Raw genomic sequence first — 18,173 nt, forward strand, 5'->3', positions numbered from 1 at the left:
AAGCCCGCTCGGCCGTTGCGGTCGGCAGGCGCTGCGGTCTGTGCAAACGGGCGAAGATGAGGACGGTCCAATGAACGATCACCGATCCGGCTCTGCCCAATTCGATTGGCTGGTCAGCGATTTCGTCGAGCGCGTACCCGGCGTCGCGCACGCTGTCGTGGTCTCCGCGGACGGACTGCTGCTGACCGCGTCGCAACGGCTGCCGGACGACCGCGCCGACCAGCTCGCCGCCGTGTCGTCCGGGCTGCTGAGCCTCACCCAGGGCGCCGCCAGGTGCTTCGCGGCAGGCGAGGTCACCGAGACCATCGTGGAGATGGAGCACGGGATGCTGATCCAGATGGGCATCGGCGACGGCTCATGCCTGACCGCGCTGGCCTCGCCGCGCTGCGACATGGGACTGGTCGCCTACGAGATGACGATGCTGGTCGAACGCGCAGGGCAACGGCTCACCCCGCAGCTGCGCGCCGAACACGCCGAGCCGATCCCCGGTCCGCGCGCATGACGCAGGTCGACGGCCCCCAGCTCGAGGGCACCCAGCTCGGGAACTCCCGATTCGAGGCCGCCGCGGACGCGCCGGTCGCGCACCGCGTTCCGGTGGACTCCGGCGGCACCACCGCGGTCAAGATCCTGATCGCCGGGGGCTTCGGCGTCGGCAAGACGACCTTCGTGCGCGCGGTGTCGGACATCCGGGCGGTCAACACCGAAGCCGAGCTGAGCGAGTCCGGCAAGCTCATCGACGACGTCGGCTACACCCCGGCGAAGCGAACCACCACGGTCGCCATGGACTTCGGCCGGGTGAGCCTGGACGACGACCTGCAGCTGCACCTGTTCGGCACCCCCGGCCAGAACCGGTTCTACTTCATGTGGGACGACCTGGTCAGCGGCTCGATCGGCGCGATCGTGCTCGCCGACACCCGGCGGCTGGCGGATTCGTTCCCGGCGATCGACTTCCTGGAATCGCGCGACCTGCCGTACGTGGTCGGGCTGAACGGCTTCGACGACGTGCTGCACCACGAGGTCGCGGCGGTGCGCGAGGCGGCCGCTCTCGACGAGGACGTTCCGGTGATCCGCTGCGACGCGCGCAGCCGGGAGTCGGCCAAGAAGATGCTGATCACGTTGGTCAGCTACGCGATGCGCCGCTGGGCAGATCGCACCGGCTGAGCAACGGCTCCCCTGCCGCACGGCCCGCTGCGCCTCCACGGTTCAGGCGAGCGCGAGCCAGTCGACGAGGTCGCCGGTCCGCCGCCGCGCCCGCACGGCCGCGGCCAGCCGCCGCAGGAGTTCCGCGGTGTCGTCCCAGCCCAAGCAGGAGTCGGTGATGCTCTGCCCCTCGGTGAGCGCGCGGCCGGGCAGGACGTCCTGCCTGCCCGGAACCAGGAAGCTCTCCACCATCACGCCGCGGATCGCCCGGTTCCCGGACGCGAGCTGAGCACCGATGTCGCCGACCACGCCCGGCTGCCGAGCGTGGTCCTTGCCGCTGTTGCCGTGGCTCGCATCGATCACCACGGCCTCCGGCAATCCGGCCGTCCGCAACCGCCGCAGCAGGCGGTGCACCGAGATCGCGTCGTAGTTCGGCCCGCTCACGCCGCCGCGCAGCACCACGTGTGCGCCGGGATTCCCGGTGGCGCTGGTCCAGGCCACGCTGCCGCGCGGGCCGATGCCGAGAAATCCGTGCGGGTGCCGAGCGGCGACCACCGCGTCGACGGCCGCCCGCAACGAGCCCGTGGTGCCGTTCTTCATGCCGACCGGCATCGGCAGCGCCGCGGCGAGCTGCCGGTGCGGCTGGCTTTCCACGGTGCGGGCGCCGATCGTGCCGTAGCCGACCAGGTCGGCCAGGTAGGCGGGGGCGAACGGGCTGACCCACTCGGTCGCGGCAGGCAGTCCCAGCTCGGCGACGTCCAGCAGCAGGCGGCGCGCCGACCGCATCCCGCGCTCCACGTCCGAACCGCCGTCCAGCGCCGGGTCGGTGAACAAGCCGGTCCAACCGACCGTGCTGCGCGGTTTCTCGAAGAAGCTGCGCAGCACCACGAGCAGTTCACCGCTGAGCCCGTCCGCCAGATCCCGCAACCGAGCCGCGTACCGCCGGGTGGCGGTGAGGTCGTGCACCGAGCACGGGCCGACCACGGCGAGCACCCGGTCGTCCCGCCCGGCGAGCACGTCCTCGATCCGCCCGCGCCATCGGCCGACTCGTGCGGTCGTAGCGGCGTCCGCGGGCAACTCGGCGCGAAGCTCCTCCGGCGCGGTCACGGTCCTGGGCTGATCCATGCACACCTCCACGAGTGAAGGCCAGGCTAACCTGATCAGGAGGTGGCGCGGATCGGCCGCAGGTGGGACTCATTCGCCGGAACGCCACTCCTGCACGCCGCCGGGAACGGGTGCGGCCGGGTCGTAAGGAGTGCGGGTGAAGATGAACGTGCTCAGGTCCAGGTGGCTCGGAACGCCGTCGGCATCGCGTCCGATGCGCAGCAGCTCACCGGAGTAGTAGCCGTCCATCCCGGTCCACGTTCCGTCCGAGTTGGGGCGGAAGCGGGACGCGCGCCCGCGCCCCTGCCACGGGACGAGGTCGAGCAGCCCCTCCGGCAGCACGCGCAGCACGTACGGCGTCGGACCCCAATACCACTGGCCGGTGAGTTCCAGCAGTTCCGGGCTCACCGCGCTCGGTGTCCACGGTTGCGGGATGCGCGGTTCGTGCTCGTCCAGGATGTTCAGCAAGTCGGTGATCAGCCCGCCGGAGACGCCGGAAGTGCTGTTGGCCATGAACACCGCGCCGGTCGACTGCGCCGGATCGGTCATCACGGTGGCGAGGAATCCCGGCATGGAACCGGTGTGCCCGGCCAGCCGCCGCCCGTTGTCCCGCACGAGCTGCAGACCGAGCCCGTAGCCCGCACGCCACACGTCCCCGTCGTCCACGGCACCGGGTGCGCGCATCTCGGCCACCGTGTCCGGGTGCAGCACCTCGCCGGTGTCCCCGTCCACGAACCGCGCCCAGCGCAACATGTCGTCCACAGTGGACCAGAGCTGGCCTGCCGGGGACATCGCGCCGTGGTCCTCGGCGGGTTCCGGCAGCAGCACGTCCGCCCACGGGTGCACCGCGAAACCCTTGGCGTGCGGCGCCTGCGGGCCGAACGAGGTCCGGTCCATCCCGAGCGGACGCAGGATCTCCTGTTCCGCCGCCGCGAACCAGGACCTGCCGCGCAGCCGCGAGACCAGCTCGCCGAGCACGCCGAAGCCGGTGTTGGAGTAGTGGAAACCGTGCTGCGGCGGCGGACGCAGCGCGGACTCGTCGATCGAGGCGAGCAGGTCCTGCGGCGAACCGCCGGGAGTGCGTTCCCACCACGGGCCTTGCGGTTCCGCGCTCATGCCGGTGGTGTGCGTGAGCAGCCGCGCGATGCTGCGATCGCCGACCGCGGTGCCCGGCAGGTGCTCGTCGAGCGTGTCGGTCAGGCGCAACTTGCCCTCGTCGCGCAGCCGCAGCACCAGCACGCCCACGAAGGTCTTGGTGATCGAGCCGATGCGGTACTGGGTGTCCGCTGTGGGCTCGGCGCCCTCGACCGCGCCTCTGCCGCCGAACCAGAGCACTTCGCCGTCCCGCACGAGACCGGCCACCAGCGACGGGATGCGGTTCTGCCGTTGCTCGACGGCCAATCGCCGGAACAGGGCGCGTTGCGTGGAGGGGAGCAAGCTGGTCATCCGCCCATGCTTGCATGTCGCCGCGGCTCGACCGCCTCGCACGTCACAGCGGCTCGACCGCCTCGCCTTGGCAAGATGTAGGAGTGAGCGCTGAACACGATCACGTCGACGTCCGCGGGACGGTGAGCTTCGTCGGGCTGAGCTACCTGGTGGCCTGGCCGCTGACGATCCCGCTGTTCCTGACCGGTACCGGACTCACCTCCGGCTGGGCACCGGTGATCATCCTCGGGATGATGTCCGCGCCCGCGCTGGCCGGGATCGTCGTGCAAAAGTGGATCAGTCCGCGCGATTCGATCGCCAGGGAGCTGGGAATCACCAGCGAAGGCGGATTCCGGCGCTGGTGGGGATACGCGTTGATCGCCTGGTTCGGGCCCGCGGTGCTGGCACTGCTGGCGCTGGTGGTCGGCTGGATGCTCGGCGTGTACCGGGCGGACTGGTTCGGGTTCTCCGGGCTCGCCGAGACCTACGGGCCTGCCGAGGGGATCACGCCGGGACAGCTGGCGCTGGACCAGTTGCTGCAGGTGTTCTTGCTGGGGTGGTTGAACGTGATCCCGGCGTTCGGCGCGGAACTCGGCTGGCGCGGCTACCTGACGCGGGCGCTGCTGCCGCTCGGCCAGCCCGCGGCTTTCCTGATCACCGGCGTGTTGTGGGCGCTGTGGCACGGGCCGCTGCTGGTGCTCGGCTACAACTACCCGAGCGCTCCGATCGTCGTCGCGTTCATCATGATGGGCTGCTACGGCGTGCTGACCAGCGCGTTGCTGGGCTGGCTGCGGCTGGCGTCGCGCAGCGTGTGGCCCGCCGCGATCGCGCACGGCTTCCTCAACTCCGCGGCCGGGCTCGGCTTGCTGTTCAGCGCGGCGGGGAGCCCGGTCGACAGCGTCACGACCGGACTGCTCGGCTGGTCCGGTTGGATAGTGCTCGCGCTCGCGATCCTGGTGCTGGCGCTGCTGCGGAAACTGCCGGTCGAGCTGCCGCAGCAGAGCGCGGGCATTTCGCGCGGCGTCCGGCGCCTCAGCCGCCGCTGAGGTGATCCGGGCGCTGGCGCCTACCCCGACCATCTCCCTGAATGTCGGCCGGTGCCAAGGCTTTCCGGGGCGGTCGGCGAGCGCGCAGGACCGCTCCGCGCGGGGAACGTTCGCAGCACGACGTTTCCGCCTCGGTCGGCGGCAGCCGGTGAGCGATTCCGACGCACGCAAAAGCACCCCGCCGCGGAACTCTCCGCAGCGGGGTGCTTCGTGACGGATCACCCGGCCGGTCAGCCTCCCGGCAGCGGCACGACCGGTAGCGGCGCGTGGACCTGCATCATCGCGTCGTACCAGGTCCGCGCCGGGACCTTGCCGCCGTAGATGTTGCCCTCACCGCACAGGAACGGCGGTGCGTCGCCGCCGCTGTCGCAGATCCCGCGCGGCCTGGAACCGTCGGCGTAGGTCAGCACCGCACCGGCCATCTGCGGCGTGGCACCCAGGAACGCGGCCGACTTGTGCTCCTGCGTGGTCCCGGTCTTGCCCATCAGCGGCCGGTTCCAGCCCGCGGCCTGCGCGGCCTGCTTCGAGGTACCGACCTTGTCGTCCAGGCTCATGCCCTGCGCCAGCTGACCCGCGACCTGCGGCGAGATCACCTGCTCGCACGGCGCTTCCTTCAGCGGCACCGGGTTGCCGTTGCGGTCGGTGACCTCTTCGACCGGCGTCGGCGGGCACCACTTGCCACCGCTCATGATCGTCGCCGCGACGTTGGACAGCTCCAGCACGCTGGTCGGCGTGTAGCCGAGGGTGAACGCGCCGCGGTTGTTGCGCTTGACCGCCTCGGCCTGCGACGGGCCGTTGGAACCGTCCTCGTCGAGCGTGCTGCCGCTGCTGTTCACCCCGTTCATGCCCTGCCGCAGCCCGAGCTTCGAGGCCATGTCCACGGCGTTGTTCAGCCCGACCTGCTCCTCGAGCTTGACGAAGGCGGTGTTCGGCGAGGTCGCCAGCGCCATCTGCAACGTCCGCGGCCCCGGCTGCACCCCCTCGGCGTTGCTCACCGTGTACGGCGCGGTGCCGTTCTTGAACACCTGCGAGGTGTAGCTGGGTGGCACGTCGATCGTGTCGAAGATGCTCCTGCCCTGGTTGATCGCCGCAGCGGCGGTGAACACCTTGTAGATCGAGCCCGCGCCGAAGGGCTGCACCCGGCTGACGATGTCGTAGGCGGTTTGGCCCGCGCTCGGGTTGTTGCCGAAGTCCCGGTTCGCCACCAGCGCACGGACCTGGTGCTTGTCACCGGGCTCGACGGCGGCCATCGCGTTGGCGATGCCTTCGGTCTGCGTCGGCACCTGCTTCTCGGCGGCCTGCTTGGCAGCGTCGCTGGCACGGCGGTCCAGCGTGGTGCGCACCGTGTAGCCGCCGGTTTCCAGCTTGTCGTCGTCGATGCCGGACTTCTCCAGGTAGTCCCGCAGGTATTCGCAGAAGAACCCGTCGGTGGTGCCGTCACCGAGGCCGACGCAGCCGTTCGGCGGCCGGCCCAGCGGCGAGGCCACGCCCAGCGGCTCCGCCTTGGCCTTCTCGGCGTCCTCCTTGGTGAGCACGTACCGGTTGTGCGGATCGGTCATCAGGTCGATCACCGTGTTGCGGCGCTGGATCGCGTCCTGCGGATTGGTCTCCGGGTTCAGCGAGCCGGGCTGGTTCACGATGGCGGCCAGCAGCGCGGACTGCGACACGGTCAGCTTGTCCGGCGTGGTGTTGAAGTAGGTCCGCGCCGCGGCGCCGATGCCGAAGGTCTGGTTGCCGAACGGGACCACGTTCAGATAACCGGTGAGGATCTCCTCCTTGGTCATGGTCCGCTCGAGCTCGACGGCCATCTTCGCCTCGCGCAGCTTGCGGGCGATGGTGGTCTCCTTGGCCCGCTCGGCGTCGACCTCGTTCTTGGCGACCACGTGCACCAGGTAGTTCTTCACGTACTGCTGGGTGATCGTGGAGGCGCCCTGGGTGGAACCGCCGCCCGCGTTGCTGGCCATCGCGCGCATGGTGCCCTGCCAGTCCACGCCGCCGTGGTTCCAGAACCGCTTGTCCTCGACCGAAGTGATCGCGGACTTCATGTTCTCCGGAACCTCTTCCGGCTTGGTCTCGACGCGGTAGTCCTTGAAGAAGTGCGCGATCGGCTTGCCGTCCCGGTCGGTCACCGTCGAGACCTGCGGCATGTCGCGCTTGGCCAGCGAACTGGACATGCTCGCCATCGCGTCGGTGGTCTGGTTGACCACGGCGCCCGCGCCGGAGGCCATCGGCATCATCAGGAACGCCACCAGCACACCGGCCAGGACGCACAGCCCGAACATCTTCAACAGCACGCCGCTGCGCACTCCAGCCCCAATCACCACACGTCGCGAAGGCTCGATCTGCACCGGGAGCGCAGGCCCGATGCTCGGACCAGGCGGCCCCGGCGGTCCGGCAGCCCGACCGAGATCGGCTCTTCCCGGGTGCCTCGCCGGTCCTTTCGTTGATATCACATCGGTCGCCGCGGCCGATCAGCGCGGCGGCGTTCTCCCCCGCACCGCGGGGAAAACGTACTCGCAGGCCGATACGCCGGAATGCGCCGGACCACGTGCTCGATCGACTACACTTGGTCACTTCGAGCCGAAGCGGAGGAGCCGATGGACCCGTTCTTTGATTCCCTGGCGACCGCCCTCGGCGGTCAGGCCGCCGTCGCACTCGGGGCCGCGGCGAAGAGCGCGTTGGAAAAGGTGCGCGGACTGCTGCGCAGGCGCAGCGAGGACACCGAGACGCTGGCCGCGCTGGAGGCCGCCGAGGCGCCCGGTGCGCAGCGCCCGCAGATCACCGCGCTGGCCGAACGGCTCGACCGGGTCGCCGGGGACGATCCGGACTTCCGCGAGCAGCTGCGCGAAGCGGGCGGCGAGGTGCACAAGGAGATGACCGCCTCGGGTCACGTGGTGAACCAGAACTCCGGCGACGTGCGCAACCTGGTGCAGACCAACGAGATCCGCGGGGACATCACGTTCAACTGAGCGCGGCGCTCAGCGGTCCCGCCGGTCGGCTTCGTCCAGTTCGGCGAGGTAGCGGTTGTAGGCCGCCAGTTCCGGGTCCTCGTCCTCGTCGACCGAGGACGCGGGCGGCGGCACCAGCGGGCGGCGTCGCGTGCTCGGCGTAGCGGCCGCCGCGCCGGACTCGTCCGGGAGATCCGCCTTCGCGGCTTCGGCGTCCGGGCCGGCGCGCGATTCCATCCGGATCAGCCACACCCACAGGCACACCGTGAACACGCCGAACAGCGGCCACTGCAAGGCATAGCCCAGGTTCTGGAAGCTGCCGCCGGCGTCGTGCGCGCGGTCCCACTGCCACACCGCCAGGAAACCCGTCGCGATCGTGGCGACGACGAACAGGGCGTGCAGCGCCATCCAACGCGGGGTCAGCAGCTTGCGCTTCACGATTCCGATTCTAGAGAGCTTCCCGGCAGCGATGTGCGCAGCGGGGCCCCGATCCGCAGGCGCGCCCGCCCGCGGGATCAATCGGCGAGTTCGTCCAGCTTGCGCTGCGCCTCGGCCAGCTCCCGCTGCAGCTGTTCGACCCGGTCCCGCTGCTGATCGCGGGCGGCCTCCAGCAGCGGCTCCACCGCGGCTGCGACATCGGAGTGCAGCGACTTGGCCGCCTGCGCGACCGCGGAGGCGGTCACCGGCGTGGGCCGCAGCACCCGCTTCTTGCCGGTGCTGACCTCGACGTTCCACTGCCCGGCCTCGTCCGCGGTGAGCACCACGGTGGCGCCCGCCGGCGACTTCGGCTTGCGCCGCGCGGCACTGCCGACGGCCTTCTGGTCCGCGGCCTGCGAGTTCGCGGACGCCGGCGCTTTCGCGGCCGTCTTCGGGGCGTTGCCCGCCTTGGCGGAGCCATCGCGCTGCGTCGTCGGCTTGCTCCCGGCACCGGTCGCGCTCTCCCCGGCCTTGCCCGAACCGGCAGCCCCGCCGCCGGACGCGGGACCGCCACCGGACGCGGCGGCGACACCGGCCGAACCGGTGCTGGCCGGGCTCGTCGCCTTCGCCCCCGCCTGCTCCGGCTCCTTGCGCTTGCGCGGCGGCTTGACCAGCGTGACCTCGGCCGCCGAGAACGAGAGCACGTCCTTCGACCCGGCCGGGCGGACCTGGATGAAATCGCCCTCGGCGGGCTCGTCGAGCGCGATCACCTTGCCGGACCGCCCCTCCGGGACGCCGACCGCCGAAGCGGTGAACCACACCGTCGGCGTGCCGCCACCGGACAGCTCTTCCCGGAGTCCGCGGATCTCGTCGGTGGACAACGCGCGGGCCTTGGACATGACAGCCCCCAGCTCAGGGTGCCCCCGAGTCGGAGAGCTGCGGCCCGAACAGCTGAGACCCGGACCGCGCTGTCCTCACCGGGGGTGGCGGCAACGAACCCGCACAGTATATCGAACTGCCGTGCGAAGCTTCAACGCCGCCCCGCACCCGCGGTGATCTCGAAGTCCGCCGGGTCGGCCTTGCGGGTGCGCAGCCAGTAGTTCCAGGTGAAACCGGGCCACACCGTGCGGTTCACGCCGTTGACGTCCAGGTACCAGCTCTGGCACCCGCCGGCGGACCAGACCGCGTCCGAGAGCTGGTGCTGGATCCGGTCATTGAACTCGTCCTGCACCGACTGGCGCACGTCGACCTGGTCGACGTCGCCGCGCAGGATCGGCCGCAGGCAGCTGAGCACGTAGTTGATCTGCGACTCGATCATGAACACGACGGAGTTGTGCCCCAGCCCGGTGTTCGGCCCGAGCAGGAAGAACATGTTCGGGAAACCGGAGACCGTGATGCCCAGGTGCGCCTGCATCCCGTCCTTCCAGGCGTCCCGGAGCTTGTAGCCGTTGCGCCCGGCCACGTCGAGGTGGTCGAACGCGTCGGTGACGTGGAACCCGGTGCCGAAGATGATCGCGTCCACCGGGTGCTCCTGACCGTCCCCGGAGACCACGGAGTTCTCCCGCACCTCCGCGACCCCGTCGGTGCGCAGGTCCACGTTGGACCGGTTCAGCGCCGGGTAGTAGTCGCTGGAGAGCAGGATGCGCTTGCAGCCCATCGCGTACTTCGGCGTGACCGCTTCGCGGGTCGCCGGGTCCTTCACCGCGCGCCGGATGTAGCGCTTGGCCAGGTGCTCGGAGACCTTGCCGAGCCACTTGCTGCGCAGCACCGCGACCGAGCGGAACTCCAGCACCCAGTACACCGCGGTGCGAGCGGCCCGCTGCAGCCCCGGGACGCGGCGGAACCACTTGCGCACGCTGTGCGGGATCTCCTGATCCGGCTTCGGCTGGATCCACGGCGGCGTGCGCTGGAACAGGTGCAACTTGCCCGCTTGCTCGGCGACGCGCGGCACGAACTGGATGGCGCTGGCGCCGGTGCCGACCACGGCGACCCGCTTGTCCCGCAGGTCGTAGTCGTGGTTCCACTGCGCGGAGTGGAACACCTCGCCCTGGAAGCGCTCGATGCCGTCGAGTTCGGGGTAGCTGGGGATGTGCAGCGCGCCGACGCCCATGACCAGCGCCTTGCCGACGTATTCGGTCCCGTCGGCGGTGGCCACGTGCCAGCTGCGGGTCGATTCGTCGTACTCGCTGCCGGTGAATTCGACGCCGTAGTGGATGTGCTCGCGGATGCCGTACTTGTCCGCGCAGCGCTGCAGGTATTCGGAGATCTCCTGCTGCTCGGCGAACAGCCGGGACCACTCCGGGTTCTGCTCGAACGAGAAGGAGTACATCAGCGAGGGGACGTCGCAGGCACAGCCCGGGTAGGTGTTGTCCCGCCAGGTGCCCCCGAGGTCGTGGTCCTTCTCCAGCACCACGAAGTCCTCGATGCCGGCTTCCTTGAGCTTGATCGCGGTGCCGAGCCCGGAGAAGCCGGTACCGACGATGATCACCGACGTGTCGTGCCGCGGTGCCCGTTGTGGCTCTGGCGTGGGTGCCATTGGCGGTCCTCCCTGTTCGGCGTCCGGCCTGCCCGGAAGGCAGCCTACTATGAGTAAGTTACCAACGGTAGGGTCAGCTCGGCGACCGGTAGGGTTTGCGTCGTGAACGCGCAGCATGCGACCTCCACGACCAACGGCCCCCGCAAGCGCCTCCCCCGTGCCGAACGCGAGCAGCAGATCCTCGCCGTGGCCGAAGAGGTCTTCGCGGGCAGCGGCTACCAAGCCTCGTCCATGGACGACATCGCGCAGCGCGTCGGGCTGTCCAAACCGATGCTCTACGAATACTTCGGCTCCAAAGAAGGCCTGCTCATCGCGTGCGTCGAGCGTGCGCGCCGCGAACTGCTCGACGCCACCACGGTCGCCGCCGCCAACGCCGCGGACAACGAGACGCTGCTGCACGACTGCCTGCTGGCCTTCTTCCGGTTCAGCGACGATCACGCGCAGGCGTGGGCACTGCTGCGCAGCGAGGCCGCGATCCCGAGCGCCTCGGTCGACTCGGCGGTGGAGGAGACCCGCGCGCAGCAGACCGGGCTGACCGCGCGGCTGCTGGAGGCGTCCCGCCCGGATCTGGACCCGGAGCGCCTCGAAGCGTTCGCGGAGTCGATCATCGGCGCCTGCGAGCGGCTCGCGCTGTGGCGGGAGCGCAGCACCGAGATCACCGCCGAGCGGGCGACCCAGCACCTCATGGCCCTGATCAGCCCCAGCCTGGTGCCACCCGCGTGATCTCGTAACTCCGCGAAGCGATCGCCGCCAGGGCAGAATTCCGAACTCACTCGATCGAGGGGCGTACCCGCTCACGGGGTCAAGATCTTCCGCGAGGCCGCCGATGTGGTGCGCGTTGATCGTCCGCCGATGCGTCCGGGCCGCCGCAGCCCGCCCGGGCCGCCGCCGGACGACACCAGGTCCCCGTCCCGGCACCGCACCCCGATGCCGGGCCGGGGATCACCTCCCCATTAGCGACATCGAGGAGAACTGATCTTGCGCCCCTGGACCACGCGCACCTGGCAAGCCGCCGTCGTGGCCGCGGGATTCGCCGCGGCCGGGGCCGGTACCGCCGGAGCGGCCACGGCACCCGACCTGACCGAGCCGGACCTGTCCTCGGTCCCGGACGAGATCGGCTTCCGCGCGCCGGTCGACGCCTGCCGCGCCCAGGAGGCGCCCGAGTTCAACAGCACCAAGGCCCCGTGCGTGGACGCGGACCTGCACGCGAGCGCGCCGAACGTGGTCAAGCAGGTCGGCACCGACATCGTGCGCACGACGCACGGCGCGGCCGGTGAACTCCGCGACGGGCAGCCGCCGAACGCCAAGCTCGCCGGAGTCGCCCAGCACGTCGGGCTGGAGAAGGACCGCCTGCTGGGGATGACCAAGACCCGGCCGAACGTCGGCTTGGACGTGCAGCCCGAGCACACCGGCCTGGTCGAGCAGCACGATCCCGAAGGCAGCTTCCTGCGCGGCGAGATCGGCCCGCGCGGCAAGACCCACGAGGGTGTGTCCACAGCGGACACCGCCGTCTCGGCCGACGTCGTGCACGGCTACACGGTCGGGCCGATGGCCCGCCCGGAGAAGGCCCTGCAACCGGTGGTGCGGAACAACCCGCTCGTCTCGGACGAGCCCGCGGTGGGGCTGCCGAAGGCTTCCGAAGTGCTGCCCGGCGCGAAGGCGGCCACCGGCATGACGCACGCCGACGAGCTGACCTCGGCTCCCGAGCAGGTCGTCAACGGCGTCGCGGGCGGGTTGCCGAAGGCGCCCGAGGTGGTCTCCGGCGCGCAGGACGTCGCCGAGCAGACCCCGATCGGCGACGCGGCCTCGACCGCGCAGCGGACCGTGCGCGGTGCCTCCGGCGAACTGCCGCTCGCGGGCGAACTCGGCTCGGCGGCGGGCCACGCCACCGACGCGCTGCCGGAGCTGCCGCAGCGCTGAGGCGACCAACGCGAAAGGGCGCCGGACCGACTTGCGGTCCGGCGCCCTTTTCAGCGCCTGCCTTTGAACCTAGGTTCGGCTCTGGGTGTTGGCTACTTTCAAGCGGCGTCAGCCGCTTCCGCCACCTGCGCAAACCGACCATCGGCGGGTTCTCAGGCGTCGTCTCGCGAGGACAGCTCCGACGCCGAGTAGGGCGCTACTTAAGGAGGAGATCCCGCAGCGAGACGGCGCCCGAGGTTCCGCTAAGCGACCACCCACGCAAAACGAGCTCAACGACAAGTATTCAAGCGCTGATCAGGCGGCCGAGGTGTTTCCGACGACCTCGGCATCCGGCTCGCCGAGGTCGATGCGCTCCCCGGCCTTGGCCTTGCGCACCAGCGACTCCGGCGGCACGAACCGCTCGCCGTAGCGCTCGGCCAGCTCGTTCGCCCGGGCCACGAAGCCGGCGAGCCCGCCCGGGTAGCCGTTGACGTACTGCACCACTCCCCCGGCCCACGCCGGGAACCCGATGCCGAAGATCGAGCCGATGTTGGCGTCCGGCACCGACTTGAGCACGCCCTCGTCCAGGCACCGCACGGTTTCGACGGCCTGGATGAACAGCAGCCGCTCCTTGAGGTCGTCGAACTCGACCGCGGCCGGATCGCCGGAGCCGGCGCCGAAGTGCTCGACCAGCCCGGGCCACAGCCCGCCGCGGACGCCGTCGGTGTACTCGTAGAACCCGGCGCCGCCTGCCCGGCCGGTGCGCTCGAACTCGTCCACCATCCGGTCCAGGATGCCCTCGGCCGGGTGCGGAACCCACGTGCCGCCCTCGGCCTCCACGGCCCGCTTGGTCTCCTCCCGGATCTTGCGCGGCAGGGTCAGCGTGAGCTCGTCGAACAGCTGCAGCACCGGGGCGGGGAAACCGGCCTGGCTGGAGGCCTGCTCGATGGACGCCGGGTGCACGCCTTCGGCGAGCATCGCGACGCCCTCGTTCAGGAACGTGCCGATGACCCGGCTGGTGAAGAACCCGCGGCTGTCGTTGACCACGATCGGGGTCTTGTTGATCTGCTGGACCACGTCGAACGCCCTGGCCAGCGCGCGATCGCTGGTCTGCTCACCGCAGATGATCTCGACCAGCGGCATCTTGTCCACCGGGGAGAAGAAGTGCAGGCCGATGAAGTCCTCCCGGCGGCGCACCCCCTCGGCCAGCCCGGTGATCGGCAGCGTGGAGGTGTTCGAGGCGATCAGCGCGTCACCGTCGATCACGTCCTCGACCTCGCTGTAGACCCGGTGCTTGAGCTCGGTGCTCTCGAACACGGCCTCGATCACCAGGTCGCAGCCTTCGAGCTGGTCGTTGCGGTCGGTCGGGGTGATCCGGGCGAGCACCTCGTCGCGCTCCGCGGCGGATTTGCGGCCCTTGTCCACGGCCTTGCCGAGGATCTTCGCGGAGTACGCCTTGCCCTTCTCGGCCGCTTCCAGCGAGACGTCCTTGAGCAGCACCTGCATCCCGGACTGGGCGCAGACGTGGGCGATGCCCGCGCCCATCATGCCGCCGCCGAGCACGGCGACCTTGCTCGCCTTCCAGGTCTCGTACCCGTCGGGCCTGCTGCCGCCGGAGTTGATGTGCTGCAGGTCGAAGAAGAACGCCTTGGTCATGTTCTTCGCGGTCTGTCCGGCGGCCAGTTCGGCGAAGTAGCGGCCTTCGATCTCCAGCGCGGTGTCGAAGTCCACCTGGGAGCCTTCGACCGCCGCGGCCATGATGTTCTTCGGCGCGGGCAGCGGGGCGCCCTTGAGCTGCTTGGCCAGGTTCGCCGGGAACGCGGGCAGGTTCGCGGCGAACTTCGGGTTCGTCGGGGTGCCGCCGGGGATCTTGTGCCCCTTGGTGTCCCAGGGCTGGGCCGCCTCCGGGTTGGCCTTGATCCACTCCTTGGCGCGGGTGAGCAGCTCGGCGTCGGTAGCGACGACCTCGTCGATCAGGCCCATGTCCTTGGCCTTGCCCGGACGCAGCCGCTGGCCCTGGGTGAGCACGCCCAGCAGCGCGTCCGCGATGCCGATCATGCGCACGGTGCGCACCACACCGCCCGCTCCGGGCAGCAGGCCGAGGGTGACCTCGGGGAAGCCGAAGCGGATCTTCGGCCCGTCCAGCGCGACGCGGTGGTGGCAGGCCAGGGCGATCTCCAGCCCGCCGCCGAGCGCGGTGCCGTTGAGCGCGGCGACCACCGGCTTGCCGAGGGTCTCCAGGCGGCGCAGCTGCCGCTTGGTGGTGTTGCTGGTCTCGGCGAACTGCTCGAGGTTGTCCGGGCGGACGCGGATCAGGTCGTGCAGGTCGCCGCCGGCGAAGAAGGTGCTCTTCGCGGAGGTGAGCACGACGCCGGTGATGCCGTCCCGCTCGGCTTCGAGCCGGTCCAGCGTCTGGTCCATCGAGCGCACGTAGCGCTCGTTCATCGTGTTCGCCTGCTGCTGGGGGTCGTCCAGGGTGAGCACGACGACGCCGTCGTTGTCCTGCTCCCAGCGGATGGTGCTCTGATCACTCATGCGAGGAAGTCCTTTGCGGGTTCGGGCGCGGCGCGCGGCCGCAGCGTCCGGGTTCAGCTGAGGCGTTCGATGACGGTGGCGATGCCCATGCCACCGCCGACGCACAGAGTTGCCAGGCCGTAGCGCTGCTCGCGGCGTTCCAGCTCGTCGAGCAGGGTGCCGAGGATCATCGCGCCGGTGGCGCCGAGCGGGTGGCCCATCGCGATCGCGCCGCCGTTGACGTTGACCTTCTCGTGCGGGACGCCGAACTCGCGCATGAACCGCAGCGGCACCGCGGCGAACGCCTCGTTGATCTCGATGAGGTCCATCTGGTCGATGCTCATCTCGGCCTTGCCGAGCGCCTTGCGCACCGCGGGCCCCGGGCCGGTGAGCATGATCGTCGGATCGGCGCCGCTGAGCGCTGCCGAGAGCACCCGCGCCCGCGGGCGCAGGCCGGTGCGCTCGCCCAGGCCCTCGCTGCCGATCAGCGCAAGCGCGGCACCGTCGACGATGCCGGAGGAGTTGCCGGGGGTGTGCACGTGGTCGATCTGCTCGACCCAGTGGTACTTCTGCAGCGCGACCGCGTCGAAGCCGCCCATCTCACCGATGTCGGCGAACGAGGACTTGAGCCCGCCGAGGCTGTCCGCGGTGGTGTTCGCGCGGATGTGCTCGTCGCGGTCCAGCACGGTCCGGCCGTTGCGGTCCTTGACCGGGACAACGGAGCGGGCGAACCGGCCGTCCGCCCAGGCTTTCGCCGCCCGCGTCTGGGACTCGGCCGCGTAGGCGTCGACGGTGCCGCGGTCGAAGCCCTCCAGGGTGGCGATCAGGTCGGCGCCGATTCCCTGCGGCACGAACGAGGTCGCCAGGTTGGTCTCCGGGTCCATCGCCCATGCGCCGCCGTCGGAGCCCATCGACACCCGCGACATCGATTCCACGCCGCCTGCCAGCACCGCGTCCTCCCAGCCGGAGCGGACCTTCTGGGCGGCGGAGTTCACCGCCTCCAGCCCGGAGGCGCAGAACCGGTTGAGCTGCACACCGCTGACGGTGTCCGGCAGGCCGGAGGCGATCGCGGCGGTCTTGGCGATGTCCCCGCCCTGATCGCCGAGCGGCGAGACCACGCCGAGCACGACGTCGTCGATCAGCTCGGGGTCCAGGCCGGGATGCCTGCGGCGCAGCTCATCGATCAGGCCGGTGACCAGGCTGACCGGTTTGGTCCCGTGCAGCGATCCGGTTTGCTTGCCGCGACCGCGCGGGGTGCGGATCGCGTCGTAGACGAACGCCTCGGACATGGGCGACGTGCCTCCTCGTTGCGGCCGGTACTCCACTCAGAGTGTTACACCATTACTGTCATAGTCAATGGTGACCCGGAGTGGGCGGGGTCTCCCCGCAGCTTGCGCCGGAAAACCCCTGCCCCGGTCGAACGAGCGACAGCCCGGATCCGTTTCTCAGAGGCCGTCTCGGAACCTGCGTTCGGCTCCGGTGTTGTCTGTTCTGCAAAACGAGCTCAACAGATGTTCAGAGGCCCCAGGTCATCCACCCGAGGACCGGGGTCGCCTGCAGCGCGACCAGCACGCACAGCAGCAGCAGGAACCCGATGCTGAACGGCAGCACGCGGCGGAAGATGTCGCCCTCGCGCCCGCTCATGCCGACCGCGCCAGCGGCGATCGCGAGGTTCTGCGGCGAGATCATCTTGCCCAGCACCCCGCCGGAACCGTTCGCCGCGGCCGCCAGCATCGGCTCGATCCCGGCCTTCTCGGCCGCGGTGACCTGCAACGCCCCGAACAGCGAGTTCGAGGAGGTGTCCGAGCCGGTCACCGCGGTGCCCAGCCAGCCGAGGATCGGCGAGAGGAACGCGAACAGCCCGCCCGCCGCGGCCATCCAGGTGCCCAGCGTCGCGGTCTGCCCGGAGGTGTTCATCACGTACGCGATCGCCAGCACCGTCATCACGGTGACGATCGGCCACGCCAGCTGCTTGTAGGTCGCGCCGTAGCGGCCGAGCGCGCCGCGCGCGCTGATCCCGATGGCGGGCACGGTCAGCATCCCGGCGATCAGCAGCAGCGTCCCGGCGCTGGAGAGCCAGTCGAACTTGAAGTCGGTCAGCGACAGCGCTTCGCCGTTGGGTTCGCGGATGTCCAGCCCCGGCCAGCCGAACTTGACGGTGACCGCGTCGAGCAGGTCGGCGACCGGTCCGAGCTGGGCGATCACGAACACCGCGATCACGATCAGGTAAGGCGCGTAGGCCCGCAGGATTTCGGCGCGGTTGTCGGTGCCCGCCGCGACCTCCTCGGCGCCGCGCGGTGTCCAGACCCGCATCAGCAGCACGGTGGCCCCGGCCGCGACCAGCGCGGCGATGATGTCGGTCAGCGGCACCGACACGTAGTTGGCCGCGGCGAACTGCACGACGCCGAAGGTGATCCCGCAGGTCAGCGTGGCCGGGAGGGTTTCCCGGATGCCGCGGAACCCGTCGATGATGCCGACCAGCACCAGCGGCACGATCACCGCGAGCACCGGCGTCTGCCGGCCCGTCATCGCGCCGAGCTGCTCCACCGGCATGTCGGTGACGCTGGCCAGCGTCACCAGCGGTGAGGCCAGCGCGCCGTAGGCGACCGGCGCGGTGTTGGCCACCAGCGCGACCACGGCCGAGGTGATCGGGCCGAACCCGAGAGCCAGCAGCATCACGGTGGTGATCGCGACCGGGGTGCCGAACCCGGCCAGCGCCTCCAGCAGCGCGCCGAAGCAGAACGCGATGATCACCGCCTGGATCCGCCGGTCCCCGCTGACCCGGGAGAAGCTGCGTTGCAGCACGTCGAAGTGCCCGGTGGTCACGGTCATCTGGTAGATCCAGATCGCGTTGATCACGATCCACAGGATCGGGAAGAAGCCGAACGCGGCGCCGAGCGTGGCCGACAGCAGCGCCTGGTCGACCGGCATCGGGTAGACGAACACCGCGACCGCCAGCGAAACGGCGAGCGCGATCAGCGACGCCTTCCACGCGGTCATCCGCACGAAGCCCAGCAGCGCGAACAGCACCAGCAGCGGCAATGCCGCGGCCAGCGCGCTCAGGCCCAGGGAGCCGAACAGCGGGTCCAGGATCTGTTGGTACACAACCACTCCCTTGTGGCGCGGGCCAGCGTGTCGAGGCCG

General features: G+C 70.4%; 15 protein-coding genes. 6 read left to right on the forward strand and 9 right to left on the reverse strand.

The features are described from left to right. Nucleotides 1-70: 70 nt before the first annotated feature. Nucleotides 71-502: a roadblock/LC7 domain-containing protein gene (locus tag INP57_RS26955; protein ID WP_200073168.1), complete on the forward strand. Its 432-nt coding sequence runs from the start codon at nucleotides 71-73 to the stop codon at nucleotides 500-502. Beyond that, nucleotides 499-1,161, forward strand: a complete 663-nt coding sequence (locus INP57_RS26960; protein WP_200073169.1) for a GTP-binding protein — start codon at nucleotides 499-501, stop codon at nucleotides 1,159-1,161. The genes INP57_RS26955 and INP57_RS26960 overlap by 4 nt, the downstream gene beginning before the upstream one ends. A gap of 42 nt (nucleotides 1,162-1,203) precedes the next feature. Here INP57_RS26960 and INP57_RS26965 read toward each other — a convergent pair whose 3' ends face one another. Together INP57_RS26965 and INP57_RS26970 are read right to left on the reverse strand one after the other, a co-directional pair. Beyond that, nucleotides 1,204-2,265, reverse strand: a complete 1,062-nt coding sequence (locus INP57_RS26965; protein ID WP_200073170.1) for a 3-deoxy-7-phosphoheptulonate synthase — start codon at nucleotides 2,263-2,265, stop codon at nucleotides 1,204-1,206. Nucleotides 2,266-2,334: 69 nt separating this feature from the next. Next, nucleotides 2,335-3,690 carry a serine hydrolase domain-containing protein gene (locus INP57_RS26970; RefSeq protein WP_200073171.1) on the reverse strand — a complete coding sequence of 452 codons (1,356 nt, stop codon included), beginning with the start codon at nucleotides 3,688-3,690 and terminating at the stop codon, nucleotides 2,335-2,337. An 83-nt stretch (nucleotides 3,691-3,773) separates the two neighbouring features. Between INP57_RS26970 and INP57_RS26975 the strand changes: the two genes are divergently transcribed. Further along, entirely contained in the window at nucleotides 3,774-4,715 is a 942-nt protein-coding gene (locus INP57_RS26975) for a CPBP family intramembrane glutamic endopeptidase (RefSeq protein ID WP_307850309.1), read from the forward strand. Nucleotides 4,716-4,945: 230 nt separating this feature from the next. Here the strand turns inward: INP57_RS26975 and INP57_RS26980 are convergent, their stop codons facing one another. Further along, nucleotides 4,946-6,997: a transglycosylase domain-containing protein gene (locus tag INP57_RS26980; RefSeq protein WP_233628372.1), complete on the reverse strand. Its 2,052-nt coding sequence runs from the start codon at nucleotides 6,995-6,997 to the stop codon at nucleotides 4,946-4,948. Between the two features lie 315 nt (nucleotides 6,998-7,312). Here INP57_RS26980 and INP57_RS26985 point away from each other — a divergent pair, with 315 nt between their 5' ends. Then, on the forward strand, nucleotides 7,313-7,684 hold the full coding sequence (locus tag INP57_RS26985; RefSeq protein ID WP_200073173.1) for a hypothetical protein: 372 nt from the start codon (nucleotides 7,313-7,315) through the stop codon (nucleotides 7,682-7,684). A 9-nt stretch (nucleotides 7,685-7,693) separates the two neighbouring features. Here the strand turns inward: INP57_RS26985 and INP57_RS26990 are convergent, their stop codons facing one another. The 3 genes from INP57_RS26990 to INP57_RS27000 form a co-directional block, all read right to left on the reverse strand. Next, nucleotides 7,694-8,101, reverse strand: a complete 408-nt coding sequence (locus INP57_RS26990) for a hypothetical protein (RefSeq protein ID WP_200073174.1) — start codon at nucleotides 8,099-8,101, stop codon at nucleotides 7,694-7,696. A 77-nt stretch (nucleotides 8,102-8,178) separates the two neighbouring features. Then, nucleotides 8,179-8,979, reverse strand: a complete 801-nt coding sequence (locus INP57_RS26995; RefSeq protein WP_200073175.1) for a DUF6319 family protein — start codon at nucleotides 8,977-8,979, stop codon at nucleotides 8,179-8,181. A gap of 131 nt (nucleotides 8,980-9,110) precedes the next feature. Further along, nucleotides 9,111-10,616, reverse strand: coding sequence for a flavin-containing monooxygenase (locus INP57_RS27000; RefSeq protein WP_200073176.1), 1,506 nt, complete (start codon nucleotides 10,614-10,616; stop codon nucleotides 9,111-9,113). Between the two features lie 102 nt (nucleotides 10,617-10,718). Between INP57_RS27000 and INP57_RS27005 the strand changes: the two genes are divergently transcribed. After that, nucleotides 10,719-11,339 carry a TetR/AcrR family transcriptional regulator gene (locus INP57_RS27005; RefSeq protein ID WP_200073177.1) on the forward strand — a complete coding sequence of 207 codons (621 nt, stop codon included), beginning with the start codon at nucleotides 10,719-10,721 and terminating at the stop codon, nucleotides 11,337-11,339. Nucleotides 11,340-11,594: 255 nt separating this feature from the next. Next, nucleotides 11,595-12,536, forward strand: coding sequence for a hypothetical protein (locus INP57_RS27010; protein WP_200073178.1), 942 nt, complete (start codon nucleotides 11,595-11,597; stop codon nucleotides 12,534-12,536). Nucleotides 12,537-12,830: 294 nt separating this feature from the next. Here the strand turns inward: INP57_RS27010 and INP57_RS27015 are convergent, their stop codons facing one another. The 3 genes from INP57_RS27015 to INP57_RS27025 all read right to left on the reverse strand — a co-directional run bounded on the left by INP57_RS27015 (nucleotide 12,831) and on the right by INP57_RS27025 (nucleotide 18,134). Continuing rightward, nucleotides 12,831-15,050 carry a 3-hydroxyacyl-CoA dehydrogenase NAD-binding domain-containing protein gene (locus tag INP57_RS27015; RefSeq protein WP_200073179.1) on the reverse strand — a complete coding sequence of 740 codons (2,220 nt, stop codon included), beginning with the start codon at nucleotides 15,048-15,050 and terminating at the stop codon, nucleotides 12,831-12,833. A gap of 53 nt (nucleotides 15,051-15,103) precedes the next feature. Continuing rightward, complete coding sequence (locus tag INP57_RS27020; RefSeq protein ID WP_200073180.1) at nucleotides 15,104-16,318, reverse strand: acetyl-CoA C-acetyltransferase; 1,215 nt, start codon at nucleotides 16,316-16,318, stop codon at nucleotides 15,104-15,106. A 226-nt stretch (nucleotides 16,319-16,544) separates the two neighbouring features. After that, on the reverse strand, nucleotides 16,545-18,134 hold the full coding sequence (locus INP57_RS27025; RefSeq protein WP_200073181.1) for an L-lactate permease: 1,590 nt from the start codon (nucleotides 18,132-18,134) through the stop codon (nucleotides 16,545-16,547). Nucleotides 18,135-18,173: the final 39 nt, after the last annotated feature.

Source organism: Saccharopolyspora galaxeae (assembly GCF_016526145.1).
GTDB lineage: Bacteria > Actinomycetota > Actinomycetes > Mycobacteriales > Pseudonocardiaceae > Saccharopolyspora_C > Saccharopolyspora_C galaxeae.

What these genes read in the sequence shown, in the direction of transcription:
- INP57_RS26955 (WP_200073168.1), top strand. Translation starts at nt 71, where the DNA reads ATGAACGATCACCGATCCGGCTCTGCCCAATTCGATTGGCTGGTCAGC.
- INP57_RS26960 (WP_200073169.1), top strand. Translation starts at nt 499, where the DNA reads ATGACGCAGGTCGACGGCCCCCAGCTCGAGGGCACCCAGCTCGGGAAC.
- INP57_RS26965 (WP_200073170.1), bottom strand. Translation starts at nt 2,265, where the DNA reads ATGGATCAGCCCAGGACCGTGACCGCGCCGGAGGAGCTTCGCGCCGAG.
- INP57_RS26970 (WP_200073171.1), bottom strand. Translation starts at nt 3,690, where the DNA reads ATGACCAGCTTGCTCCCCTCCACGCAACGCGCCCTGTTCCGGCGATTG.
- INP57_RS26980 (WP_233628372.1), bottom strand. Translation starts at nt 6,997, where the DNA reads ATGTTCGGGCTGTGCGTCCTGGCCGGTGTGCTGGTGGCGTTCCTGATG.
- INP57_RS26985 (WP_200073173.1), top strand. Translation starts at nt 7,313, where the DNA reads ATGGACCCGTTCTTTGATTCCCTGGCGACCGCCCTCGGCGGTCAGGCC.
- INP57_RS26995 (WP_200073175.1), bottom strand. Translation starts at nt 8,979, where the DNA reads ATGTCCAAGGCCCGCGCGTTGTCCACCGACGAGATCCGCGGACTCCGG.
- INP57_RS27000 (WP_200073176.1), bottom strand. Translation starts at nt 10,616, where the DNA reads ATGGCACCCACGCCAGAGCCACAACGGGCACCGCGGCACGACACGTCG.
- INP57_RS27015 (WP_200073179.1), bottom strand. Translation starts at nt 15,050, where the DNA reads ATGAGTGATCAGAGCACCATCCGCTGGGAGCAGGACAACGACGGCGTC.
- INP57_RS27020 (WP_200073180.1), bottom strand. Translation starts at nt 16,318, where the DNA reads ATGTCCGAGGCGTTCGTCTACGACGCGATCCGCACCCCGCGCGGTCGC.